The sequence below is a fragment of the Rhodopseudomonas julia genome, assembly GCF_030813515.1.
GTDB classification, from domain to species: Bacteria; Pseudomonadota; Alphaproteobacteria; order Rhizobiales; family Afifellaceae; genus Afifella; species Afifella julia.
On sequence record NZ_JAUSUK010000002.1, the window covers coordinates 620,568 to 637,973 of the forward strand.

A 17,406-nucleotide genomic window follows, 5' to 3' on the forward strand; every position below is an offset into this window, starting at 1 on the left:
GCGCTCTAAGAGGGCGCTCGAAGAGACAGTGACGGATTGAGGAGGCAGCTTGTCCAAACATACGGTTTCGCGCCGCCTGACGGCGGTCGATATCGCACGCCGCAAAGGCGGCGAGAAGGTTGTCTCGCTGACGGCCTATCACGCCCATACGGCCGGGATCGTCGATCCTTATGTCGACTTCATCCTCGTTGGTGATTCGCTCGGCAATGTCATGCATGGGCTCGAGACGACGGTTCCCGTCACCCTCGACATGATGATTTTGCAGGGGCTCGCCGTGATGCGCGGCTCGAAACGGGCGCTGGTCGTCGTCGACATGCCTTTCGGCTCCTATGAGGAAAGCCCGCAGCAGGCGTTTCACAACGCGGCGCGCATCCTGAAGGAAACCGGTGCCGGCGCCGTGAAGCTCGAAGGCGGCACCCACATGGCGGAAACGGTCGCCTTCATGACCAAGCGCGGCGTGCCGGTGATGGGCCATGTCGGCCTGACGCCGCAATCGGTGAACACGATGGGCGGTTTTCGCGTGCAGGGGCGTTCCGAAGAGGGTCAGAAGGCGCTCGAGGACGATGCCATGGCGATCTCCGATGCCGGCGCCTTTGCCATCGTCATGGAAGGCATTGTGGAGCCGGTGGCGCGACGCATCACCGAGAAGGTCCCTGCGGTGACGATCGGTATCGGTGCCTCGCCGGCCTGCGACGGGCAGGTGCTCGTGCTTGAAGACATGCTGGGCCTGAATGAATGGGTGCCGAAATTCGTGCAGAAATTCGGTTCACTCAGGGCGCATATCGAGGAAGCGGTGACGGCTTATGCCGAGGCGGTGCGTGAAGAGCGCTTCCCGGGGCCGGAGCATGTCTACCAAGAGACCAAGAAAGAGGCGTGAGGGCGATCCGGGACGGCCGTTGCGCGGTGTGCGCAAAGTGGCTAGGTTCCGGCGCGCTTCGCAAGGCTCAACGTCAATCCACTGAACAATAATCGGCAGGCCGGGACGATTCCCCGAAGAGGTAGATGACCCACGACGACCGTACATCTGACCACTTCATCCGTGAAGTGGATGAGGAGATGCGCCGCGAGCAGCTGAAGACGCTTTGGGAGCGCTTCGGCCTCGTGATCATTGGCGTCTGCGTTTTGATCGTCGCCATCACTGCAGGCTATCGCGGCTATGTGTGGTGGCAGTCGAAGAAGGCCGCCGAGGAAGGCGACCGCTATCTGACGGCGCTCGAAGCCATCGATGCCGGCAATGAGGCGGAGGGCCGCGAAACGCTTGCGGCTCTCGCGAAGGACGGCGGCGGCTATGGCATGCTCGCCCGGCTGCGCGACGCTGAACTTCTGGCCAAGACCGACGAGACGGCAGCGATCGCCGCTTATGACCAGGTCGCCAACGACGACAGCGTTGCGCCGGTGATGCGCGATCTGGCGCGCGTACGGGCCGGGTTCCTGGCGCTTGATGCCGGTGATCTCGACGGTGCGGAACGCCGCGTCGCCTCTCTGGACGAAGCCGGCAATGCCTGGCGCCACACGGCGCGGGAAATTCTCGGCATGGTCGCCTATCAGCGTGAGGCGCTTGAAAAGGCACGCGATTATTTCGTGGCCATCGATCAGGATGTGCAGGCGCCGCAGGGCGTGCGCAATCGCGCCGGCTTGATGATCAGCGTGATCGACGGCCAGCTTGCGCCCTCGCCGGACGCTGCCTCTGGCGACGGAGCAGCCGAATCTGCGGCCCCGGCATCCGGGGAAGAGGGTGCGGAAAGTAGTGAAAACGGGTCTGTCGATGCGAACAGCGGCGAATCCGACACACAATCGACGCAATAGAGCCGTTTTGAGCGAGCGAGAAAGCGGGCGGGAATCATGACCACGCAGACGAAATTCGCGGTCCGACTTGCGGGCCTCGCTCTAACGGCGGCGCTGCTTGCCGGTTGCAGCAACTTCATCAACCCCTTCAGCAGCAAGGAGGAGGTTCTGCCGGGCGAACGCCGCGCGATCGTTGGCGTCGACGATGCAGACCGCGCCGACGGCTCTCCTGCGGTCGGGGGGGCAAGCGCAATGCAAGACTGGACGCAGCCCGGCGGCAACGCCGCCAATGCGCCCGGCAATGTCGCGCTTTCAGGCAATGCCTCGCAGACGGTCTTCCGTGCGCGGGTGTTCGGCAGCGGCAAGCGCGCGGCGCGCGCCTCAGCCGCGCCACTGATCGTCGGCGGAAACATCTACATCTATGATGCGGCCGGGACCGTCACGGCCCTTTCGACGGGTGGCGGCAAGGCCTGGTCGGTCTCGCTCGCTCCGGAGAAGGAAAACAGCCGTTCGCCGGGCGGCGGCATCGCCTTTGCCAATGGCATGTTGATCGCTGCGACCGGCTATGGCGAGATGGTTGCGCTCGATCCGGCAACCGGTGGGCGCGCCTGGTCGTATGATCTCAAGGCGCCGGCACGCTCGGCCCCGACGGCGGCCGGGGGCAAAGCCTATGTGGTCACCTCCACCAATGTTCTTCATGCCGTCAATCTGGCCGACGGCTCGGAAGCCTGGACCTATCCTGGTATTCCGGAAAATGCCGGCGTGCTCTCGGGCGCGAGCCCGGCCGTTGTCGGCAATACGGTCGTCGTGCCCTATTCGTCGGGCGAAGTGATCGCGTTCGACGCCAATAAGGGCGATCTCAAATGGGCGGATGCGGTCATCCGCTCGACGCGGACGCTCGCGGTTTCGGGCCTCACCGATGTCGCTGCGAGCCCGGTCGTTTCCGACGGTGTCGTCTATGCCACCGGCGTTTCCGGGCGGACGATCGCCGTCAGGCTCTCCAACGGCGAACGGCTCTGGGAGCAGAATCTCGGTGGCTCGTCGACGCCGGTCGTCTCCGGCAATGCGCTCTTCCTGATCGATCTGCAGGATCATATGGTGGCGCTCGACCGGCGCACCGGCAAATTGTTCTGGGAGACCGAGCTGCCGGTGGTGCGTAAGAAGCGCTTCTTCTCCACCTGGGTCGGGCCGATGCTCGCGGGTGGGACGCTTTGGGCGGTTTCGAACGATGAAAAGCTGATCGGCGTCGATCCGGCGAGCGGCAAGATCGTCGGCGAGCGCGCCATCCCGGCAAAGGGTCTCCAGCGCCCCATCGCCGCCGGTGGCAGGCTCTATATCGTGACCAGCGACGGATCCCTGTCGGCGCTGCAATAGAAGAGACGGTGCGCTCCGCGATGTCATTGACCGTCGCCCTCGTCGGGCGCCCGAACGTCGGCAAATCGACGCTCTTCAACCGCCTCGTCGGACAGAAGATCGCGCTCGTCGACGATCGGCCCGGCGTCACGCGCGACCGGCGCGAGGCTCCGGCCAAGCTCGGCGATCTCGACTTCATCCTGATCGATACGGCCGGCCTCGAAGACGCCGCCGACGAGACGCTCCAGGGGCGCATGCGTGCGCAGACGGAGCGGGCCATCATCGATGCCGATATCTCCGTTTTCATGGTCGATGCGCGCGTCGGCATCACGCCCGACGACGAGCATTTCGCCCGGCTGATCCGCCAGGGTGGCAAGCCGGTCGTCCTCGTCGCCAACAAGGCGGAGGGGCGCGCGGCGGAGTCCGGGCTCCTCGAAGCCTATTCGCTCGGCTTTGGTGAGGCCGTCGCGGTGTCTGCCGAGCATGGCGTCGGGCTTCCCGATCTTTATGAGGCCGTCGTTGCGACGCTCGGCGACAAGGCTGCCGATTATCTTCCAAAAGACGAGGTGGAAGAGGACGACGAGGGTGAACCCGTCGAAGGCGCTGGCGAAGAAACCCGGACGCTAAAACCTATTCGGGTCGCCATCGTTGGGCAGCCGAATGCCGGCAAGTCGACCCTGATCAATCGGATGATCGGCGAAGAGAGACTTCTGACCGGGCCGGAAGCCGGGATCACGCGCGATTCGATCGCCGTCGACTGGACCTGGCGCGGACGTCCGTTCCGGCTCATCGATACGGCCGGGATGCGGCGCAAGGCGAAGGTCATCGACAAGCTCGAAAGGCTGTCGGTCGGCGATGCGCTGCGCGCGATCCGCTTTGCGGAGGTCGTGATCATCGTCATCGACGCGACCATGCCGTTCGAAAAGCAGGATCTGCAGATCGCCGACCTCGTGGCACGCGAGGGGCGGGCCTTGGTTCTCGCGCTCAACAAATGGGATGAGGTACGCGATCCTGACGGGCTGCGCCGCGAATTGCAGGCCGATCTCAGCGAGACTCTTGTTCAGGTGCGCGGCGTGCCGCTCATCCCGATCTCGGCGCTTACCGGTTCCGGCATCGATCAGCTGCTCGAAGGGGTGTGCCGGATCTACGAGACGTGGAACCGGCGCGTGGCGACGGCGGCGCTCAATCGCTGGCTCGATCACCTGATTTCGCGCCATCCGCCTCCTGCGGTGGCCGGTCGCCGCCTGAAGATCAAATATCTGACGCAGTCGAAGACCCGGCCGCCGACGTTCTTCCTCGCCTGTTCGCGGCCTGAGGCGTTGCCGGAGGCGTATAAGCGCTATGTCGTCAACGGGCTCAGAGAGGATTTCGACCTGAAGGGCGTGCCGATCCGGCTGATGACGCGCGGCGCAAAGAATCCATACGAGGGAAGAGGCAGGAAAGGCTGAGAGCCGACCGGCCGCTTCTCAAGCTCGGTTTCTGATGTCAGGCCGGGGTGTGGAAGTTCTGAAAAGCCTTTGAGCGGAAGTCGAAGAGGACATCGGTCCGTTCGAAATCCGGTGCTGCGAGCTTCACGAGGTCCGGTGCGATCTCCGAAGGGTGGGGCAGCGTTTCGGGATCTTCCCCCGGCATCGCTTGCGCCCGCATCGCCGTGCGCATGGCGCCCGGATCGACCATTACCACCTTGATCGGCGACTTCTGCGTCTCGTGCGCATAGGTGCGCGCCAGCGCCTCAAGCGCTGCTTTGGAGACGGCGTAGGGCCCCCAGAACGGCTTCAGACTGTGGGCGACGCCCGACGAGATGAAGATCGCCCGTCCGGCCTCGGAGCGCTTCAGAAGCGGATCGAGTGAGCGGATGAGACGCCAATTGGCGGTGACGTTGATCGCCATCACCTTGTCCCAATCTTTCGCCTGCACGTGACCGAGCGGCGACAGGGTGCCGAGGATGCCGGCATTGGCGAGGAGAATGTCGAGGCGCCCCCAGCGCTCGTTGATGGCCCCGCCCAGGCGGTCGATGCCCGGCCCGTCGGTCAGGTCGAGCGGCACGAGGGTGCAAGCACCACCGGCCGCGCGAATCTCGTCGTCGAGCTCCTCAAGCGCGCCTTGCGTGCGGGCGACGGCGACGACATGGGCGCCGGCTTCGGCCATGGCTTTTGCCGCGAAATAGCCGATGCCGCGCGTCGCCCCGGTGACGACGGCGATACGGCCGGCGAGCGATTTTTTGTCAGTCATGATTACCCGGCTTCCGACAACAGGTTGAGCTGGCGGACGGTGCCGACCGATTCGCGATCGGTGAGGCGCGTCGGATATTCGCCCGTGAAGCACGCATCGCAATATTGCGGCTGCTCCGCATTGCGAGCCTCTTCGCCGACGGCCCGGTAGAGCCCGTCGATCGTCAGAAAGGCGAGGCTGTCGACGCGGATGAAATCAGCCATCTCTTCGATCGACATGCGCGAGGCGAGGAGCTTTGCCTTTTCCGGCGTATCGACACCGTAGAAGCAGGGGTTGGTCGTGGGCGGGCTCGCGATGCGCATGTGCACTTCGGCGGCGCCTGCATCGCGCACCATTTCCACGATCTTGAGCGAAGTCGTTCCGCGGACGATGGAATCGTCGACGAGCACCACGCGCTTGCCCTTGAGGATCGCCGAATTGGCGTTGTGCTTCAGCTTTACGCCCATGTGGCGGATCGAATCGGAGGGTTCGATGAAGGTCCGGCCGACATAATGGTTGCGGATGATGCCGAGCTCGAAGGGGATGCCGCTCTCTTTGGCAAAGCCGATGGCGGCCGGATTGCCGGAATCCGGCACGGGGACGATGAGATCGGCTTCGGCCGGCGCTTCGCGCGCGAGTTCCATGCCGATCTTCTTGCGCGATTCGTAGATCGACGCGCCGGCGATGACGGAATCGGGCCTGGCGAAATAGACATGCTCGAAAATGCAGAAGCGCGGGCGCTCCCGCTTAAAGGGCCGCAGCGAATCGATCGAATGGTCGGTGATGACGATCATCTCGCCCGGCTCGATCTCACGCACGAACCGCGCACCGATGATGTCGAGCGCGCAGGTCTCTGAGGCAAGAACATGGGCGCCGTCGAGATCGCCGAGGACGAGGGGACGCACGCCGAGCGGATCGCGGCAGCCGATCATCTTCTTTTCCGATAGGGCGACCAGCGAATAGGCGCCCTCGACCTGGGTGAGCGCATCGATGAGACGGTCGATCAGCGGCGCCTTCTGGCTCGTGGCGATCAGATGGATGATCGTCTCGGTGTCGGAGGTCGACTGGAAAATCGAGCCGCGGTTTTGCAGGTCGCGCTGCAAGGTGCGGGCATTGGTGATGTTGCCGTTGTGCGCGACCGCGAAACCGCCGCCGGCGAATTCGGCAAACATCGGCTGAACGTTGCGCAAAACCGGCGCACCGGTGGTGGAATAACGGTTGTGGCCGATCGCCTTGTCGCCCTGCAGGCGCGCGATCACCTCCGGCGCAGTGAAATTGTCGCCGACATGGCCGATGTGGCGCTCCACATGGAACTGGCGCCCGTCATAGGAGATGATGCCCGCCGCCTCCTGGCCGCGATGCTGGAGCGCATGCAGGCCGAGCGCGGTCAGCGCTGCTGCCTCGGGATGACCGAAAATGCCGAAGACGCCGCATTCCTCGTGGAATTTGTCGTCGCCGGCGGCCTGGAAGGGATGTGCGGGAAGGATCTGCATGGCCTATTGCGAGAGCTGGCGGTTGAGGGCGTTCTGGTCGTCGGCATCATAAGTACCGGCCGAGCCGGTGGCGTCGCTGCTGTTGCCCGCGGGCTGGGCGCGGCGTTCGGCGTCTTCCTGACGGAAGCGTTCGATGATCTCCGCTTCCGGATCTTCCGGCAGCGCATTCATCAGATCCTGACCCATGGAATCGAGCCAGGGTTTGGAGCGCGCATCGGCGATCCAGGTCGGCTGATGCTCGGGTGATATGAAGAAGTTGAGGAAAAGCACCGCGATCACGACGAGAAGGAGGCCGCGTGCTGCTCCGAAAATGAAGCCGAAGGTGCGGTCGAGAGGACCGGCCTTGGAATCCAGGATGAAGTCGGAGATGCGCATCGTCACCAGCGAGACGACGATCAAGGTGATGAAGAAGATGCCAGCCACCGTCAGGCCGAGCGCCACGGTGCGGTCGTCCACATATTGCTGGGTGTAGGGCAGGAGGTCCTGCCAGAACATATAGGTGACGACCGCTGCCACCACCCAAGAGGCGATGGAGAAGACCTCACGGGTGAAGCCGCGGATCATGGCAAGAACCGCGGAAATGAACATGATCAGCAGGAGAACGCCGTCGAGTAGCGTTATCGGCATTGCAGGTGGTTCCCTCGTCCGCGATAGATGACGGCGCGTCGTGGCATCGCCGAGCTCACTGATGGTTGCGGTCCCGGCCGCTTTGTTCCTGGGCGCGTGCCGCAAAGGCGGCCACCATATCGGCCAAGGTCGCGATCTTGTCCAGAGCCAGCCCGGTCACTGTGTCCTCGCTGCCCGCTTCGGGCAGAAATGCTGTGCGAAAGCCAAGTTTTTCCGCTTCCTTCAGCCGCTGTTGGCTTTGTGCGACGGCACGGATGGTGCCTGAAAGGCTGACCTCGCCGAAATAGATACTGTCGGGCGGCGTCGCAACCCCGGTGCGCGAGGAGATGAGCGCGGCCGCAATCGCCAGATCGGCAGCCGGTTCGGCAATACGAAGTCCGCCGGCGACGTTGAGATAGACGTCGAACTGGCCGAAACGAAGGCCGCAACGCGCTTCGAGCACGGCCAGAAGCATGGCGAGGCGATTGGGGTCCCAGCCGACGACGGCGCGCCGCGGCGTGGCGAGGCTCGATTGGGAGACGAGCGCCTGCACCTCGACGAGAAGCGGACGCGTGCCTTCCATGCCGGCGAAGATCGCCGTTCCCGGGCTTCGTGCATCGCGTTCGCCGATGAAGAGGTCGGACGGATTGGCGACCTCGCGCAGGCCGTCGCCCGCCATCTCGAAGACGCCGATTTCCGAGGCCGGGCCGAAGCGGTTCTTGACGGCACGCAGAAGACGGAAGCGGTGGCCGGCATCGCCTTCAAAGTAGAGGACCGCATCGACCATGTGCTCGACGACGCGCGGTCCCGCGATCTGGCCGTCCTTGGTGACGTGACCGACGAGAATGACGACGGCGCCAGTCGATTTGGCGAGGCGGATGAGGTTCTGCGAGGCAAGCCGCACCTGCGTGACGGTGCCGGGCGCGCTTTCGGCGAGATCCGTCCACATCGTCTGGATGGAATCGACGATGACGACATCGACCTTCGGGCCGGTCTTCAGCGTCGCCAGAATGTCCTCGATATGGGTTTCGGCGGCGAGCTGGACGGGCGCATCGACAACGCCGAGGCGTTCGGCACGCAACCTGACCTGGTCGATCGCCTCCTCACCAGAGACATAGATGACATGCCTTCCGTCTCGGGCGAGCGAGGCCGCAGCCTGGAGGAGAAGGGTCGATTTGCCGATACCCGGATCACCGCCGACGAGGAGGGCCGAGGCCGGTACAAAGCCACCGCCGGTCACGCGGTCGAGCTCGGCGATGCCGCTCGTCAGGCGCGGCGGGCTCTCCGTCTTGCCCGAAAGCGGACGCAGCGCAACGACATTGCCACGCCCGGCTGCCGTGGAGGCGGGGGCGGCCGGACCTTCCTCCTGCAACGTGTTCCACTCTCCGCAGGCGTCGCAACGCCCCTGCCAGCGCGGCCAGACGGCCCCGCAATTCACGCAGACATATTGCGTCTTCGGGCGCGCCATCAGGACGGGCCGCCGCTTTCGACGCCGCCGATATAGCGGCGATGGGCGCGGCGGGAGAGATTGGTCAGGAGTTCGTAAGAGATGGTGCCGGCATGGCGGGCGACGGCGTCGATATCGACATTCGGACCGAAGAGCTCTGCCTTTTGCCCCGGCAGGGCGAGGCCTTCCGGAATGTCGGTGACGTCGACGGAAATGAGATCCATCGAAACCCGCCCGAGCAGAGGCGCAAGATGTCCGCCGATGGAAACGAGAGCACCTGACGCCGTGTCGGAGGAGCCGGCGGCGCGCAGATAGCCGTCGGCATAACCCGCGGAGAGGATCGCGATGCGGGTCGTCCGCCGCAGCGTTTCAAGCGCACCATATCCCACCGTCTCGCCGGTATGGCCGGTGCGCACCTGCAGGATGCGTGCGTGCGCGGTGACCACCGGGTCGGAGATCGCCTCCGGATGCGAGGCGCCGCCATAAAGGGCGATGCCCGGCCGGCAGAGCTCGTGGTGGTAGGCACGACCCATATGGATGCCGGCCGAATTGGCGAGCGAGGCCCGTGGCAGGCCGAGCAGTGCCTTGGCATGCGCAAAGCGCTCGCGCTGCTTCTCGTTCAAGGGCTTTTCGGGTTCGTCGGCGCAGGCGAGATGGCTGATCATGAGATCGATGCCGGGTCCCGGCCCACCGGCCTCGGCAAGGGCCTCGGTGTCCGCGAGCGAGAGGCCGAGGCGGTTCATGCCGGTATCGACGTGGAGCGCGGCCTTGTCGCGGTCCTGCCATTTGCGCCAGCTCTGAAGTTCGCCGAAATGGCCAAGCACCGGATAAAGGCGGGCCTCGCGGTAGAGCTCGGCCGCGTCCGCGAAAAAGCCGGCGAGCACATAGATCGCCGTGCTCTCAGAGGGATCCTGGTCTGCCAAAGCCGCGCGCAGAGCCGCACCTTCCTCGGGAACAGCGACGAAAAAGGTCCGGCAACCGGCTGCAAACAGGGCCGGCCCGGTCATCGCAATGCCCGTGCCATAGGCGTCGGCCTTGACAACGCCGGCACATTCGGCCGGCGCGACGCGTTCCTTCAGCCGCCGCCAATTGCCGACGAGGGCGTTCAGATCGATGGTCAGGCAAAGCCCGGCGGCCGCCTCTTCGCTCACGTTTCCAACCTCACGCAAACTGGAATCATCAAGGCTCAATCGTAGCGTACCGGAAGCCGCTCTTCATGGGCCAGCGACGAGAAGCGCGTCACGTCGGCCTCGAAGGCGAGATCGATCGTCCCGGTCGGGCCGTGGCGCTGCTTGCCGACGATGACTTCGGCGCGGCCTGCGACGCCTTCCATCTCCGCCTGCCATTTGAAGAACTCCTCGGTGCCTTCCTTCGGCTTCTTGTTCTTCAGGTAATATTCCTCGCGGAAGACAAAGATGACGACGTCGGCATCCTGCTCGATGGAACCCGATTCGCGCAGATCCGAGAGCTGCGGGCGCTTGTCGTCGCGCGCCTCGACCTGACGCGAGAGCTGGGAGAGGGCGAGCACCGGAACGTTGAGCTCCTTGGCGAGGGCTTTGAGGTTCGTGGTGATCTCGGTGATCTCCTGCACGCGGCTGTCGGAGGAGCGTTTCGAGGAACCCTGGATGAGCTGAAGATAGTCGATGACCAGAAAATCGAGACCGCGCTGGCGCTTCAGACGACGGGCGCGGGCCATGAGCTGGCCGATGGAGATGCCGCCGGTCTGGTCGATGTAGAGCGGCATTTTCTGCATTTCCTGCGCCGCGACGACGATCTTGTCGAATTCTTCCTCGTGAATGTCGCCGCGCCGGATCTTCGATGAGGGGACGGCAGCCTGCTCGGCGATGATACGGGTGGCGAGCTGTTCCGATGACATTTCCAGCGAGAAGAAGCCGACGATGCCGCCATCGATGGTTTTCATCGTGCCGTCGCCCTGCTGCTCCCCGCGCCAGGCGCGCGCGACGTTGTAGGCGATGTTGGTGGCAAGCGCCGTTTTGCCCATGCCCGGGCGACCGGCGAGGATGATCAAGTCCGAAGACTGCAGACCGCCCATGAGGCGGTCCATGTCGTCGAGACCGGTGGCGATGCCCGACAGGTGGCCGTTTCGCTCGTAGGCGGCGGCGGCCATGTCGATGGCGGTCTTCAGCGCGTCGCCGAACCCCTGGAAGCCGGTTGCTCCGCGGCCCTTTTCGGCGAGTTCGAAGAGCGATCTTTCGGCATCTTCGATCTGGTGGCGGGGCGTCATGTCGACCGGCGCGTCATAGGCGACGTTCACCATGTCCTCGCCGATGGTGATCAGCGAACGGCGCAGCGCCAGATCGTAGATCGTGCGGCCGTAATCCTGGGCATTGATGATCGTCGCCGCCTCGTAGGCGAGGCGGGAGAGATATTCAGCGATGGTGATCTCGCCGACCCGCTGTTCCTCGTTGAGGAAGCTCTTGAGCGTTCGCGGATCGGCGATCTTGCCGACACGGATCAGCTGGCGTGCGACTTCGTAAATCCGCTGGTGTAGGGGATCGTAGAAATGAACGGGTTCGAGGAAATCGGAGACCCGGTCGAGCGCGTCGTTGTTGATCAGGATGGCGCCAAGAAGCGCCTGCTCGACTTCAATATTATGAGGCACCTGGCGAGGCGAAATGGATTCGGCATCGCGTAAACGGGCTGCGGCTGTCATGGGACCGTCGTTGGTTAATCGCCCCTTACTAGCAGGCCTGCCGGGCGTCGGGGCGAGACGGTGCAGGGTATGAGTCTTTTCCTAGTTGTTCCTCTCGAGGAACCACAAAACACGACTTGAGGCTTGACCGCGATGTTGTGGTCGCAGCGCCGACTCATACCGAACAAAAGAGCAACAAAAAAGGGGCGCCCGCAAGCGCCCCTTTCGGAAATCCTCAAAAGAAGGCGATTACTCGCGCTCCTCGTCCTCCGCGTCGACCTCGGTCGGCTCGAGCTGCAGATCCTCGGGATTCTCGAAGACTTCTTCGAGAGCCGCGGCCTCCGTATCCTCGGTCTCTTCGTCATCGAAGCGATCGCGGCCGGAGAGATTCTCGCCACGTGCCTGACGCTCGGCCTCATCGGCGTTGCGGGCGACGTTGAGCGTGATCGGAGCCTCGACCTCGGGATGCAGCGAAATCAGGATCGGATGCAGACCGAGCGTCTTGATCGGACGATCGAGCCAGACCTGGCTGCGCCCGACGGTGAAGCCGTCCTCGCCGAGAATATCGGCGATGTCGCGGGTCGAGACGGAGCCGTAAAGCTGGCCCGTTTCGCCGGCGGAGCGGATCACGCTGAAGGTCTTGCCGGCGAGCTTTTCGGCCACCGCATCGGCTTCCTTCTTGGCTTCCAGGTTGCGCGCTTCGAGCTGCGTCTTTTCACGCTCGAAACGGGCCTTGTTGGCCTCGGTGGCGCGCAGAGCCTTGCCTTTGGGCAGGAGGAAGTTGCGGGCGTAACCGTCGCGCACGCGCACCTCGTCGCCCATCTGGCCGAGCTTGGCAACGCGCTCCAGAAGAATGACTTGCATTTCTATCTCCTTGCTGTCCCGCCGGATCTGGCCGGCGGTTAGAGGCGTCAGGCAGACTGACGCCCCAACGGGTTGGATCTTACTTCAGGACGTAAGGCAGCAGGCCCAGGAAGCGGGCGCGCTTGATGGCCTTTGCGAGCTCACGCTGCTTCTTTGCGGAAACGGCGGTGATGCGCGAAGGAACGATCTTGCCACGCTCGGAGACATAACGCTCCAGAAGCTTGACGTCCTTGTAGTCGATGCGCGGCGCATCCTCTCCCGAGAACGGGCAGGATTTGCGACGACGGTGAAAGGGCCGACGGGTCGGCAGCTGTGCGATATCGACCATGTGCTTATTCTCCATCCTCGCGGCGGCGTTCGCGCTCGCGACGGCGACGCTCATCGCGCTCACGCTTCTGCATCTGCACGGAGGGCTCTTCCTCGTGCTCGTCGACGCGGATCGTCATGAAGCGGATGATGTCTTCATTGTAGCGCATCTGACGCTCCATCTCGGCCACCACCGGGAAGGGGGCATCGATGTTCATCAGCGCGAAATACGCCTTGCGGTTCTTTTCGATGCGGTAGGTGAGGGACTTCATGCCCCAGTTCTCCGTCTTACCGACAGAGCCACCACCCTGCTCGACGACACCTTTGTAGTGTTCGACGAGCTCATCGACCCGCTGGCCCGACACATCCTGTCGGACCAGGAATACGTGCTCATAAAGTGACATAACTGGCCTTTCCATTCAGCGACCCGCCTGGCGCGGAGCCTCACCGAAGCCTCGGCCGGATCTTTCGAAAAAGCCGGAGAAAGGCTCAAGAGTGCGTCTTCAGGAGCGGAGACACCGGGAACCGACCGGTCTTGCCGGTCTCGGCCACCTTTTCGGGCAGCCGTCCCCATTCAGCCCCCGGCCGAAGCCGGTCGCGTCGCTGCGTTATAGGGATTTTTCCTTGCGGTGCAAGCCTGTGGGTGACCTGCCGGGGACATCTGCGGGGCAAAGAGCTCAATTGCGGGCATTCATGCCCCTTGCCCTTACAGCCGGCTGCCTCATTCTAGTCCCATCCAACGCCCATGAGGCGGCTTTCCGCCACTCGCCCATGCCCTTTCCGACCGGACACCGATGCTTTTGACCGATCTCTTTCCCGCGCGTCTCCTGCGCCTTTCCGCCGTCCTGCTTGTGCTTTTCACGCTCGCAGGCCTGGCGCCGAGCAGTGCTGGCGCACAATCCCTGTCGATGCCGACCGTGTCTGGCACGTCTGATACGTCTGGCGCTTCGGATACAGCGGGTGAAGGCGAGGGGGAGACGAGCGGTGACAGCGCTCTCCGTGCCAAGCTGCTCGCCGACATCTTGAAGGACGAGAAGGCGCGCCAGGCCCTCATCGACCAGCTCGAGCAGCTCGCAAACCCGCAGTCGCCAGCGGCAGAGGCTGCCGCGCCGCAGGAAGAGGAAGACCAGTCGCTTGCCCGGCAGCTCGCCGACGCCACCAAGGGTGCGGCCGAGGCAAGCTACGGGGTGGTCGAGCGCCTGTTTCGCGATCTCAGAGGGCTTGGGGCTCTCGCCGAGCAGGCGGGCAATCTCGATTGGGGTGCCCTGCAGGTCGCTATTTTGCGTCTCCTCGGAACGATCGCGGTCACTGGTGTGGGCCTCGTCGTCTTCAGTTACCTCCTGCAGCGGCTCACGCACCTTGTGACGCGACGATTGTCCGGCCCGCACGCGGTCATAAAAAGCGTCTCCTTCGTCGTTGAGACGCTTGCCGACATTCTTGCCTTGGCGATCGCCTATGCTGTCGGCAGCGGGCTTGCGGTCGGTGTCTTCGGCGATGGCGGGCAGATGCAGATCGAGCAGTCGCTCTATCTCAACGCCTTTCTCATCGTCGGCGGCGTGCGCGTCTTCCTGCGTGCGATCATCGCCTCGACGCCGGAGACGACCTCTCTCATCCCCTATCGGGAAGGCATCACCGACTACGCCTATGTCCGGCTGATGGTCGTGGCGGCGCTGCTGATCACCGGCATCGCCTTCCTGGTGCCGGTCGTGAATACCAGCCTCTCTTTCGTGGCCGGGCGCGGGCTGCGGGTCACCGTCATGCTGGTGGCGGCCTTCCTCGCGCTGACCTCCATGCGGACGCTTGCCGCACGCATCAAAGAGCAGCGCGGGCCGGACACGCAAGGCATGGGCGGTCAGGTCGTGACCATGTTCGTGCAGCTCTGGCCCTGGATCGGCACGCTTTACGTGCTGGCCGTTCTCTCGATCGGGATTACCCGGCCTTACCTGCTCGTCTCGTTCGTCGTCGGCGCTTCCGTGCGCACGGCAGTGGCGATCGGAATCGGTGTGGCGCTGGTGGCGTTGGTGAAACTCGCCCTTCGTCGTGGCGTGCGCCTGCCGCAATGGATGGCGCGCGAAGTGCCGGTTCTGGAGCGGCGGCTCAACACACTGATTCCGGCGATCCTGAAGATCGTCCGCACGCTCGTGATCGTCGCCGTGATCCTGGCGATCATCGATGCCTGGCAGGTGCTCGACATTTCCGGGTGGATTGCGACCGAACGGGGCGCCGATCTCGTCGCGCGGATCATCAGCGCCCTCATCATCGTCGTCGTCACCTATCTTCTCTGGATCGGCATCTCTTCCTGGATCGAGCATCGGCTGAATTACGGCAAGCAGGGAGCGATGCCGAGCGCGCGTGCGCGCACGATCCTCTCGCTCATGCGCAACGGGCTTTCCATCACGCTCTTCGTGATTGCGGGCATGCTCGCCTTGTCGCAGCTCGGTGTGAATATCGGACCGCTTCTCGCCGGTGCCGGTGTTCTTGGCCTCGCCGTCGGCTTCGGTTCGCAGAAGCTCGTTCAGGACGTCATCACGGGCGCCTTCATCCAGTTCGAGAACGCCATCAACGAGGGGGATGTCGTCACGGTCGCCGGTATTTCCGGCGTCGTGGAGAAGCTGACGGTGCGCTCGGTCGGTATTCGCGACCTGGCGGGCGTCTATCACATCGTGCCGTTCTCGTCGGTCGATGCCGTCTCCAACTTCATGCGCAAATTCGCCTATCACCTCGCCGAGATCGGCGTCGCCTATCGCGAGAATATCAGCGAGGTGAAAGAGGCGATGCGCGAGGCCTTCGATCGTCTCAAGGCGAGCGAATACGGCACTGACATCATCGATGATTTCGAGATGCACGGCGTGACCGAGCTCGGCGATTCGGCGGTCGTGGTGCGGGCGCGCATCAAGACGCTGCCGGGCAGCCAATGGGCGGTCGGTCGTGCCTATACGGAGATCGTCAAAGAGGTCTTCGACGAGCGCGATATCGAGATCCCGTTCCCCCATCGCACACTCTATCTCGGCGTCCACAAGGACGGGCGTACCGATACCTTGCCGATTGCGATCGAAGAGCAGGCCCGCCGCAAAGCGATGGAAGAGGTGGGCAAACCGCAGATCGAAGAGACGGCCATTTCGTCCGACGGCGAGAAGGCGGGCGAGAAGGCGATCGAAAATGCCGGAGAGGGGCAAACAGCGAAAGCCGCCGAGCCCTACAAGGTGCCGACGCAGGATCTGCCGGCAGAGGAGGGGCAGGCGAAAGCTGCGGCCCTCAAGGCTGCGGCCTTGTCCGGCGGCAAGGTTTCCGAGGGTGAGCCGTTTGCGGACCAGTTCACGCCGGATCAGGTGCCCGATACCGACGATTCGCGGAAGGCTGCGGCCTCCGTCGATCAGCCGACCGAGGACAAACCGGCAGAGGAGAGGCGAGACGACGAGAAGACGTCCGAGAAAACGCCTGCAAGCCGGCGCGCGAACGGTGAGAGCGGGAAGAGCTCGCGCTCGCAAAATCGCAACCGCAGACCGCGCCGCCGGCGCAAGGACGAGCCGAAGCTGCCCGATCCGAAAAGGGATGCGGAGGACGATTCCGACGAGCAATAAAGGCTGCGACGATGTTCTGGAGGGGCGTGAGCGCGGGCGTCATGGCGCCTTGACAGTCCACGCGCACCGTGATCACACCCGCTCAACTGACGTAGCGGCCTTTTGGGCGGCGAGAACAAAATAGGAGAAGCCATGGCCACCGTGTTCGCTTTCCCGGGGCAGGGCAGCCAGGCCGTCGGCATGGGAGCTGCGCTCGCAGACGCTTTTCCGGAAGCGCGCGCGGTTTTTCAGGAGGTCGACGACGCGCTCGGTGAGGCTCTTTCCAAAACCATTTTCGAGGGGCCGGAAGACGCGCTCACTTTGACGCGCAACGCGCAGCCGGCGCTGATGGCGGTTTCCATGGCGGCATTGAAGGCGCTGGAAACGAAGGGAATTTCCGTTTCGGCGCATGCCGATTTCGTCGCCGGGCATTCGCTCGGAGAATATTCCGCGCTTGCGGCGGCCGGCAGCCTTTCGATCGCCGATGCGGCCAGGCTCTTGCGCATTCGCGGCGATTCCATGCAGGCGGCGGTGCCGGTCGGGGAGGGGGCCATGGCGGCCATCCTCGGTCTCGACATCGAAGCCGTGCGCGAGATCGCCAACGAGGCGGCGCAGGGCGACGTCTGCGAGGCCGCGAACGACAATGCGCCGGGGCAGGTCGTCGTCTCCGGCACGAAGGCGGCCGTCGAGCGGGCGGCGGAGATCGCCAAGGCAAAGGGCGCAAAGCGCGCCATGCTTCTGCCGGTTTCTGCGCCCTTCCATTGCGCCTTGATGCAGCCTGCGGCCGAACGTATGGCCGAGGCGCTCGCCCAAACCGAGATTGCGCCGCCCTCGGTGCCGGTCGTGGCGAATGTCACGGCGCGCCCGCTGACGGAGGTTTCGGACATTCGTCAACGGCTCGTCGAACAGGTGACGGGCGCCGTCCGCTGGCGCGAATCAGTTGCCTGGATGGGTGAGAACGGTGTGACGCTTCTGGCCGAGATCGGCGCCGGGCGCGTGCTTTCCGGTCTCGTTCGTCGTATCTCGCCTGGAATCAGCGCGCTTGCCGTCGGCAAGCCCGAGGAGGTCGAGGCGGCCGTGGCGGCTCTGAAAGCCGCGAAAGAATAGGCGCCGCGAGAGAATAGACAG

At 64.1% G+C, this 17,406-nt stretch carries 15 protein-coding genes; 6 read left to right on the forward strand and 9 right to left on the reverse strand.

Annotation, left to right across the window (positions count from 1 at the left end):
- Nucleotides 1–49 precede the first annotated feature (49 nt).
- The 4 genes from panB (at nt 50) to der (ending at nt 4,586) form a co-directional block, all read left to right on the forward strand.
- Nucleotides 50–877 carry a 3-methyl-2-oxobutanoate hydroxymethyltransferase gene (panB, locus tag J2R99_RS12120; protein ID WP_307154727.1) on the forward strand — a complete coding sequence of 276 codons (828 nt, stop codon included), beginning with the start codon at nt 50–52 and terminating at the stop codon, nt 875–877.
- A 125-nt stretch (nt 878–1,002) separates the two neighbouring features.
- Nucleotides 1,003–1,806, forward strand: coding sequence for a tetratricopeptide repeat protein (locus J2R99_RS12125; RefSeq protein WP_307154728.1), 804 nt, complete (start codon nt 1,003–1,005; stop codon nt 1,804–1,806).
- A 36-nt stretch (nt 1,807–1,842) separates the two neighbouring features.
- Nucleotides 1,843–3,159: a PQQ-binding-like beta-propeller repeat protein gene (locus tag J2R99_RS12130; protein ID WP_307154729.1), complete on the forward strand. Its 1,317-nt coding sequence runs from the start codon at nt 1,843–1,845 to the stop codon at nt 3,157–3,159.
- A 20-nt stretch (nt 3,160–3,179) separates the two neighbouring features.
- Nucleotides 3,180–4,586 carry a ribosome biogenesis GTPase Der gene (gene der / locus J2R99_RS12135; protein ID WP_307154730.1) on the forward strand — a complete coding sequence of 469 codons (1,407 nt, stop codon included), beginning with the start codon at nt 3,180–3,182 and terminating at the stop codon, nt 4,584–4,586.
- Between the two features lie 37 nt (nt 4,587–4,623).
- On the opposite strand, the gene J2R99_RS12140 is transcribed toward der, so the two are convergent.
- The 9 genes from J2R99_RS12140 to rpsF all read right to left on the reverse strand — a co-directional run bounded on the left by J2R99_RS12140 (nt 4,624) and on the right by rpsF (nt 13,122).
- Nucleotides 4,624–5,370 (reverse strand): SDR family NAD(P)-dependent oxidoreductase, encoded by a 747-nt coding sequence (locus J2R99_RS12140; RefSeq protein ID WP_307154731.1) that lies wholly within the window; start codon nt 5,368–5,370, stop codon nt 4,624–4,626.
- A 2-nt stretch (nt 5,371–5,372) separates the two neighbouring features.
- Nucleotides 5,373–6,842, reverse strand: coding sequence for an amidophosphoribosyltransferase (purF, locus tag J2R99_RS12145; RefSeq protein WP_307154732.1), 1,470 nt, complete (start codon nt 6,840–6,842; stop codon nt 5,373–5,375).
- A gap of 3 nt (nt 6,843–6,845) precedes the next feature.
- A complete protein-coding gene (locus J2R99_RS12150) occupies nt 6,846–7,469 on the reverse strand; it encodes a CvpA family protein (RefSeq protein WP_307154733.1) in 624 nt (207 codons plus the stop codon).
- Nucleotides 7,470–7,524: 55 nt separating this feature from the next.
- Complete coding sequence (gene radA / locus J2R99_RS12155) at nt 7,525–8,916, reverse strand: DNA repair protein RadA (RefSeq protein ID WP_307154734.1); 1,392 nt, start codon at nt 8,914–8,916, stop codon at nt 7,525–7,527.
- Nucleotides 8,916–10,046 (reverse strand): alanine racemase, encoded by a 1,131-nt coding sequence (gene alr / locus J2R99_RS12160; RefSeq protein WP_307154735.1) that lies wholly within the window; start codon nt 10,044–10,046, stop codon nt 8,916–8,918. Before alr ends, radA begins: the two co-directional genes overlap by 1 nt.
- Nucleotides 10,047–10,081: 35 nt before the next feature.
- On the reverse strand, nt 10,082–11,569 hold the full coding sequence (locus tag J2R99_RS12165; protein WP_307154736.1) for a replicative DNA helicase: 1,488 nt from the start codon (nt 11,567–11,569) through the stop codon (nt 10,082–10,084).
- A 228-nt stretch (nt 11,570–11,797) separates the two neighbouring features.
- Complete coding sequence (gene rplI / locus J2R99_RS12170; RefSeq protein ID WP_307154737.1) at nt 11,798–12,412, reverse strand: 50S ribosomal protein L9; 615 nt, start codon at nt 12,410–12,412, stop codon at nt 11,798–11,800.
- A gap of 79 nt (nt 12,413–12,491) precedes the next feature.
- The gene (gene rpsR / locus J2R99_RS12175; protein WP_026379016.1) at nt 12,492–12,740 is read right to left on the reverse strand and encodes a 30S ribosomal protein S18; all 249 of its coding nucleotides are present in this window, start codon (nt 12,738–12,740) and stop codon (nt 12,492–12,494) included.
- A gap of 4 nt (nt 12,741–12,744) precedes the next feature.
- Nucleotides 12,745–13,122 (reverse strand): 30S ribosomal protein S6, encoded by a 378-nt coding sequence (rpsF, locus tag J2R99_RS12180; RefSeq protein ID WP_307154738.1) that lies wholly within the window; start codon nt 13,120–13,122, stop codon nt 12,745–12,747.
- A gap of 390 nt (nt 13,123–13,512) precedes the next feature.
- On the opposite strand from rpsF, the gene J2R99_RS12185 reads away from it, so the two are divergent.
- Nucleotides 13,513–16,299 carry a mechanosensitive ion channel domain-containing protein gene (locus J2R99_RS12185; RefSeq protein WP_307154739.1) on the forward strand — a complete coding sequence of 929 codons (2,787 nt, stop codon included), beginning with the start codon at nt 13,513–13,515 and terminating at the stop codon, nt 16,297–16,299.
- 132 nt (nt 16,300–16,431) lie between these two features.
- Complete coding sequence (fabD, locus tag J2R99_RS12190; RefSeq protein ID WP_307154740.1) at nt 16,432–17,385, forward strand: ACP S-malonyltransferase; 954 nt, start codon at nt 16,432–16,434, stop codon at nt 17,383–17,385.
- Nucleotides 17,386–17,406 lie beyond the last annotated feature (21 nt).

Bases quoted from the DNA above. Each gene is read 5' to 3' on its own strand.
- J2R99_RS12125 (WP_307154728.1), top strand. From the start codon at position 1,003: ATGACCCACGACGACCGTACATCTGACCACTTCATCCGTGAAGTGGAT.
- J2R99_RS12130 (WP_307154729.1), top strand. From the start codon at position 1,843: ATGACCACGCAGACGAAATTCGCGGTCCGACTTGCGGGCCTCGCTCTA.
- der (WP_307154730.1), top strand. From the start codon at position 3,180: ATGTCATTGACCGTCGCCCTCGTCGGGCGCCCGAACGTCGGCAAATCG.
- J2R99_RS12140 (WP_307154731.1), bottom strand. From the start codon at position 5,370: ATGACTGACAAAAAATCGCTCGCCGGCCGTATCGCCGTCGTCACCGGG.
- purF (WP_307154732.1), bottom strand. From the start codon at position 6,842: ATGCAGATCCTTCCCGCACATCCCTTCCAGGCCGCCGGCGACGACAAA.
- J2R99_RS12150 (WP_307154733.1), bottom strand. From the start codon at position 7,469: ATGCCGATAACGCTACTCGACGGCGTTCTCCTGCTGATCATGTTCATT.
- radA (WP_307154734.1), bottom strand. From the start codon at position 8,916: ATGGCGCGCCCGAAGACGCAATATGTCTGCGTGAATTGCGGGGCCGTC.
- J2R99_RS12165 (WP_307154736.1), bottom strand. From the start codon at position 11,569: ATGACAGCCGCAGCCCGTTTACGCGATGCCGAATCCATTTCGCCTCGC.
- rplI (WP_307154737.1), bottom strand. From the start codon at position 12,412: ATGCAAGTCATTCTTCTGGAGCGCGTTGCCAAGCTCGGCCAGATGGGC.
- rpsR (WP_026379016.1), bottom strand. From the start codon at position 12,740: ATGGTCGATATCGCACAGCTGCCGACCCGTCGGCCCTTTCACCGTCGT.
- rpsF (WP_307154738.1), bottom strand. From the start codon at position 13,122: ATGTCACTTTATGAGCACGTATTCCTGGTCCGACAGGATGTGTCGGGC.
- J2R99_RS12185 (WP_307154739.1), top strand. From the start codon at position 13,513: ATGCTTTTGACCGATCTCTTTCCCGCGCGTCTCCTGCGCCTTTCCGCC.
- fabD (WP_307154740.1), top strand. From the start codon at position 16,432: ATGGCCACCGTGTTCGCTTTCCCGGGGCAGGGCAGCCAGGCCGTCGGC.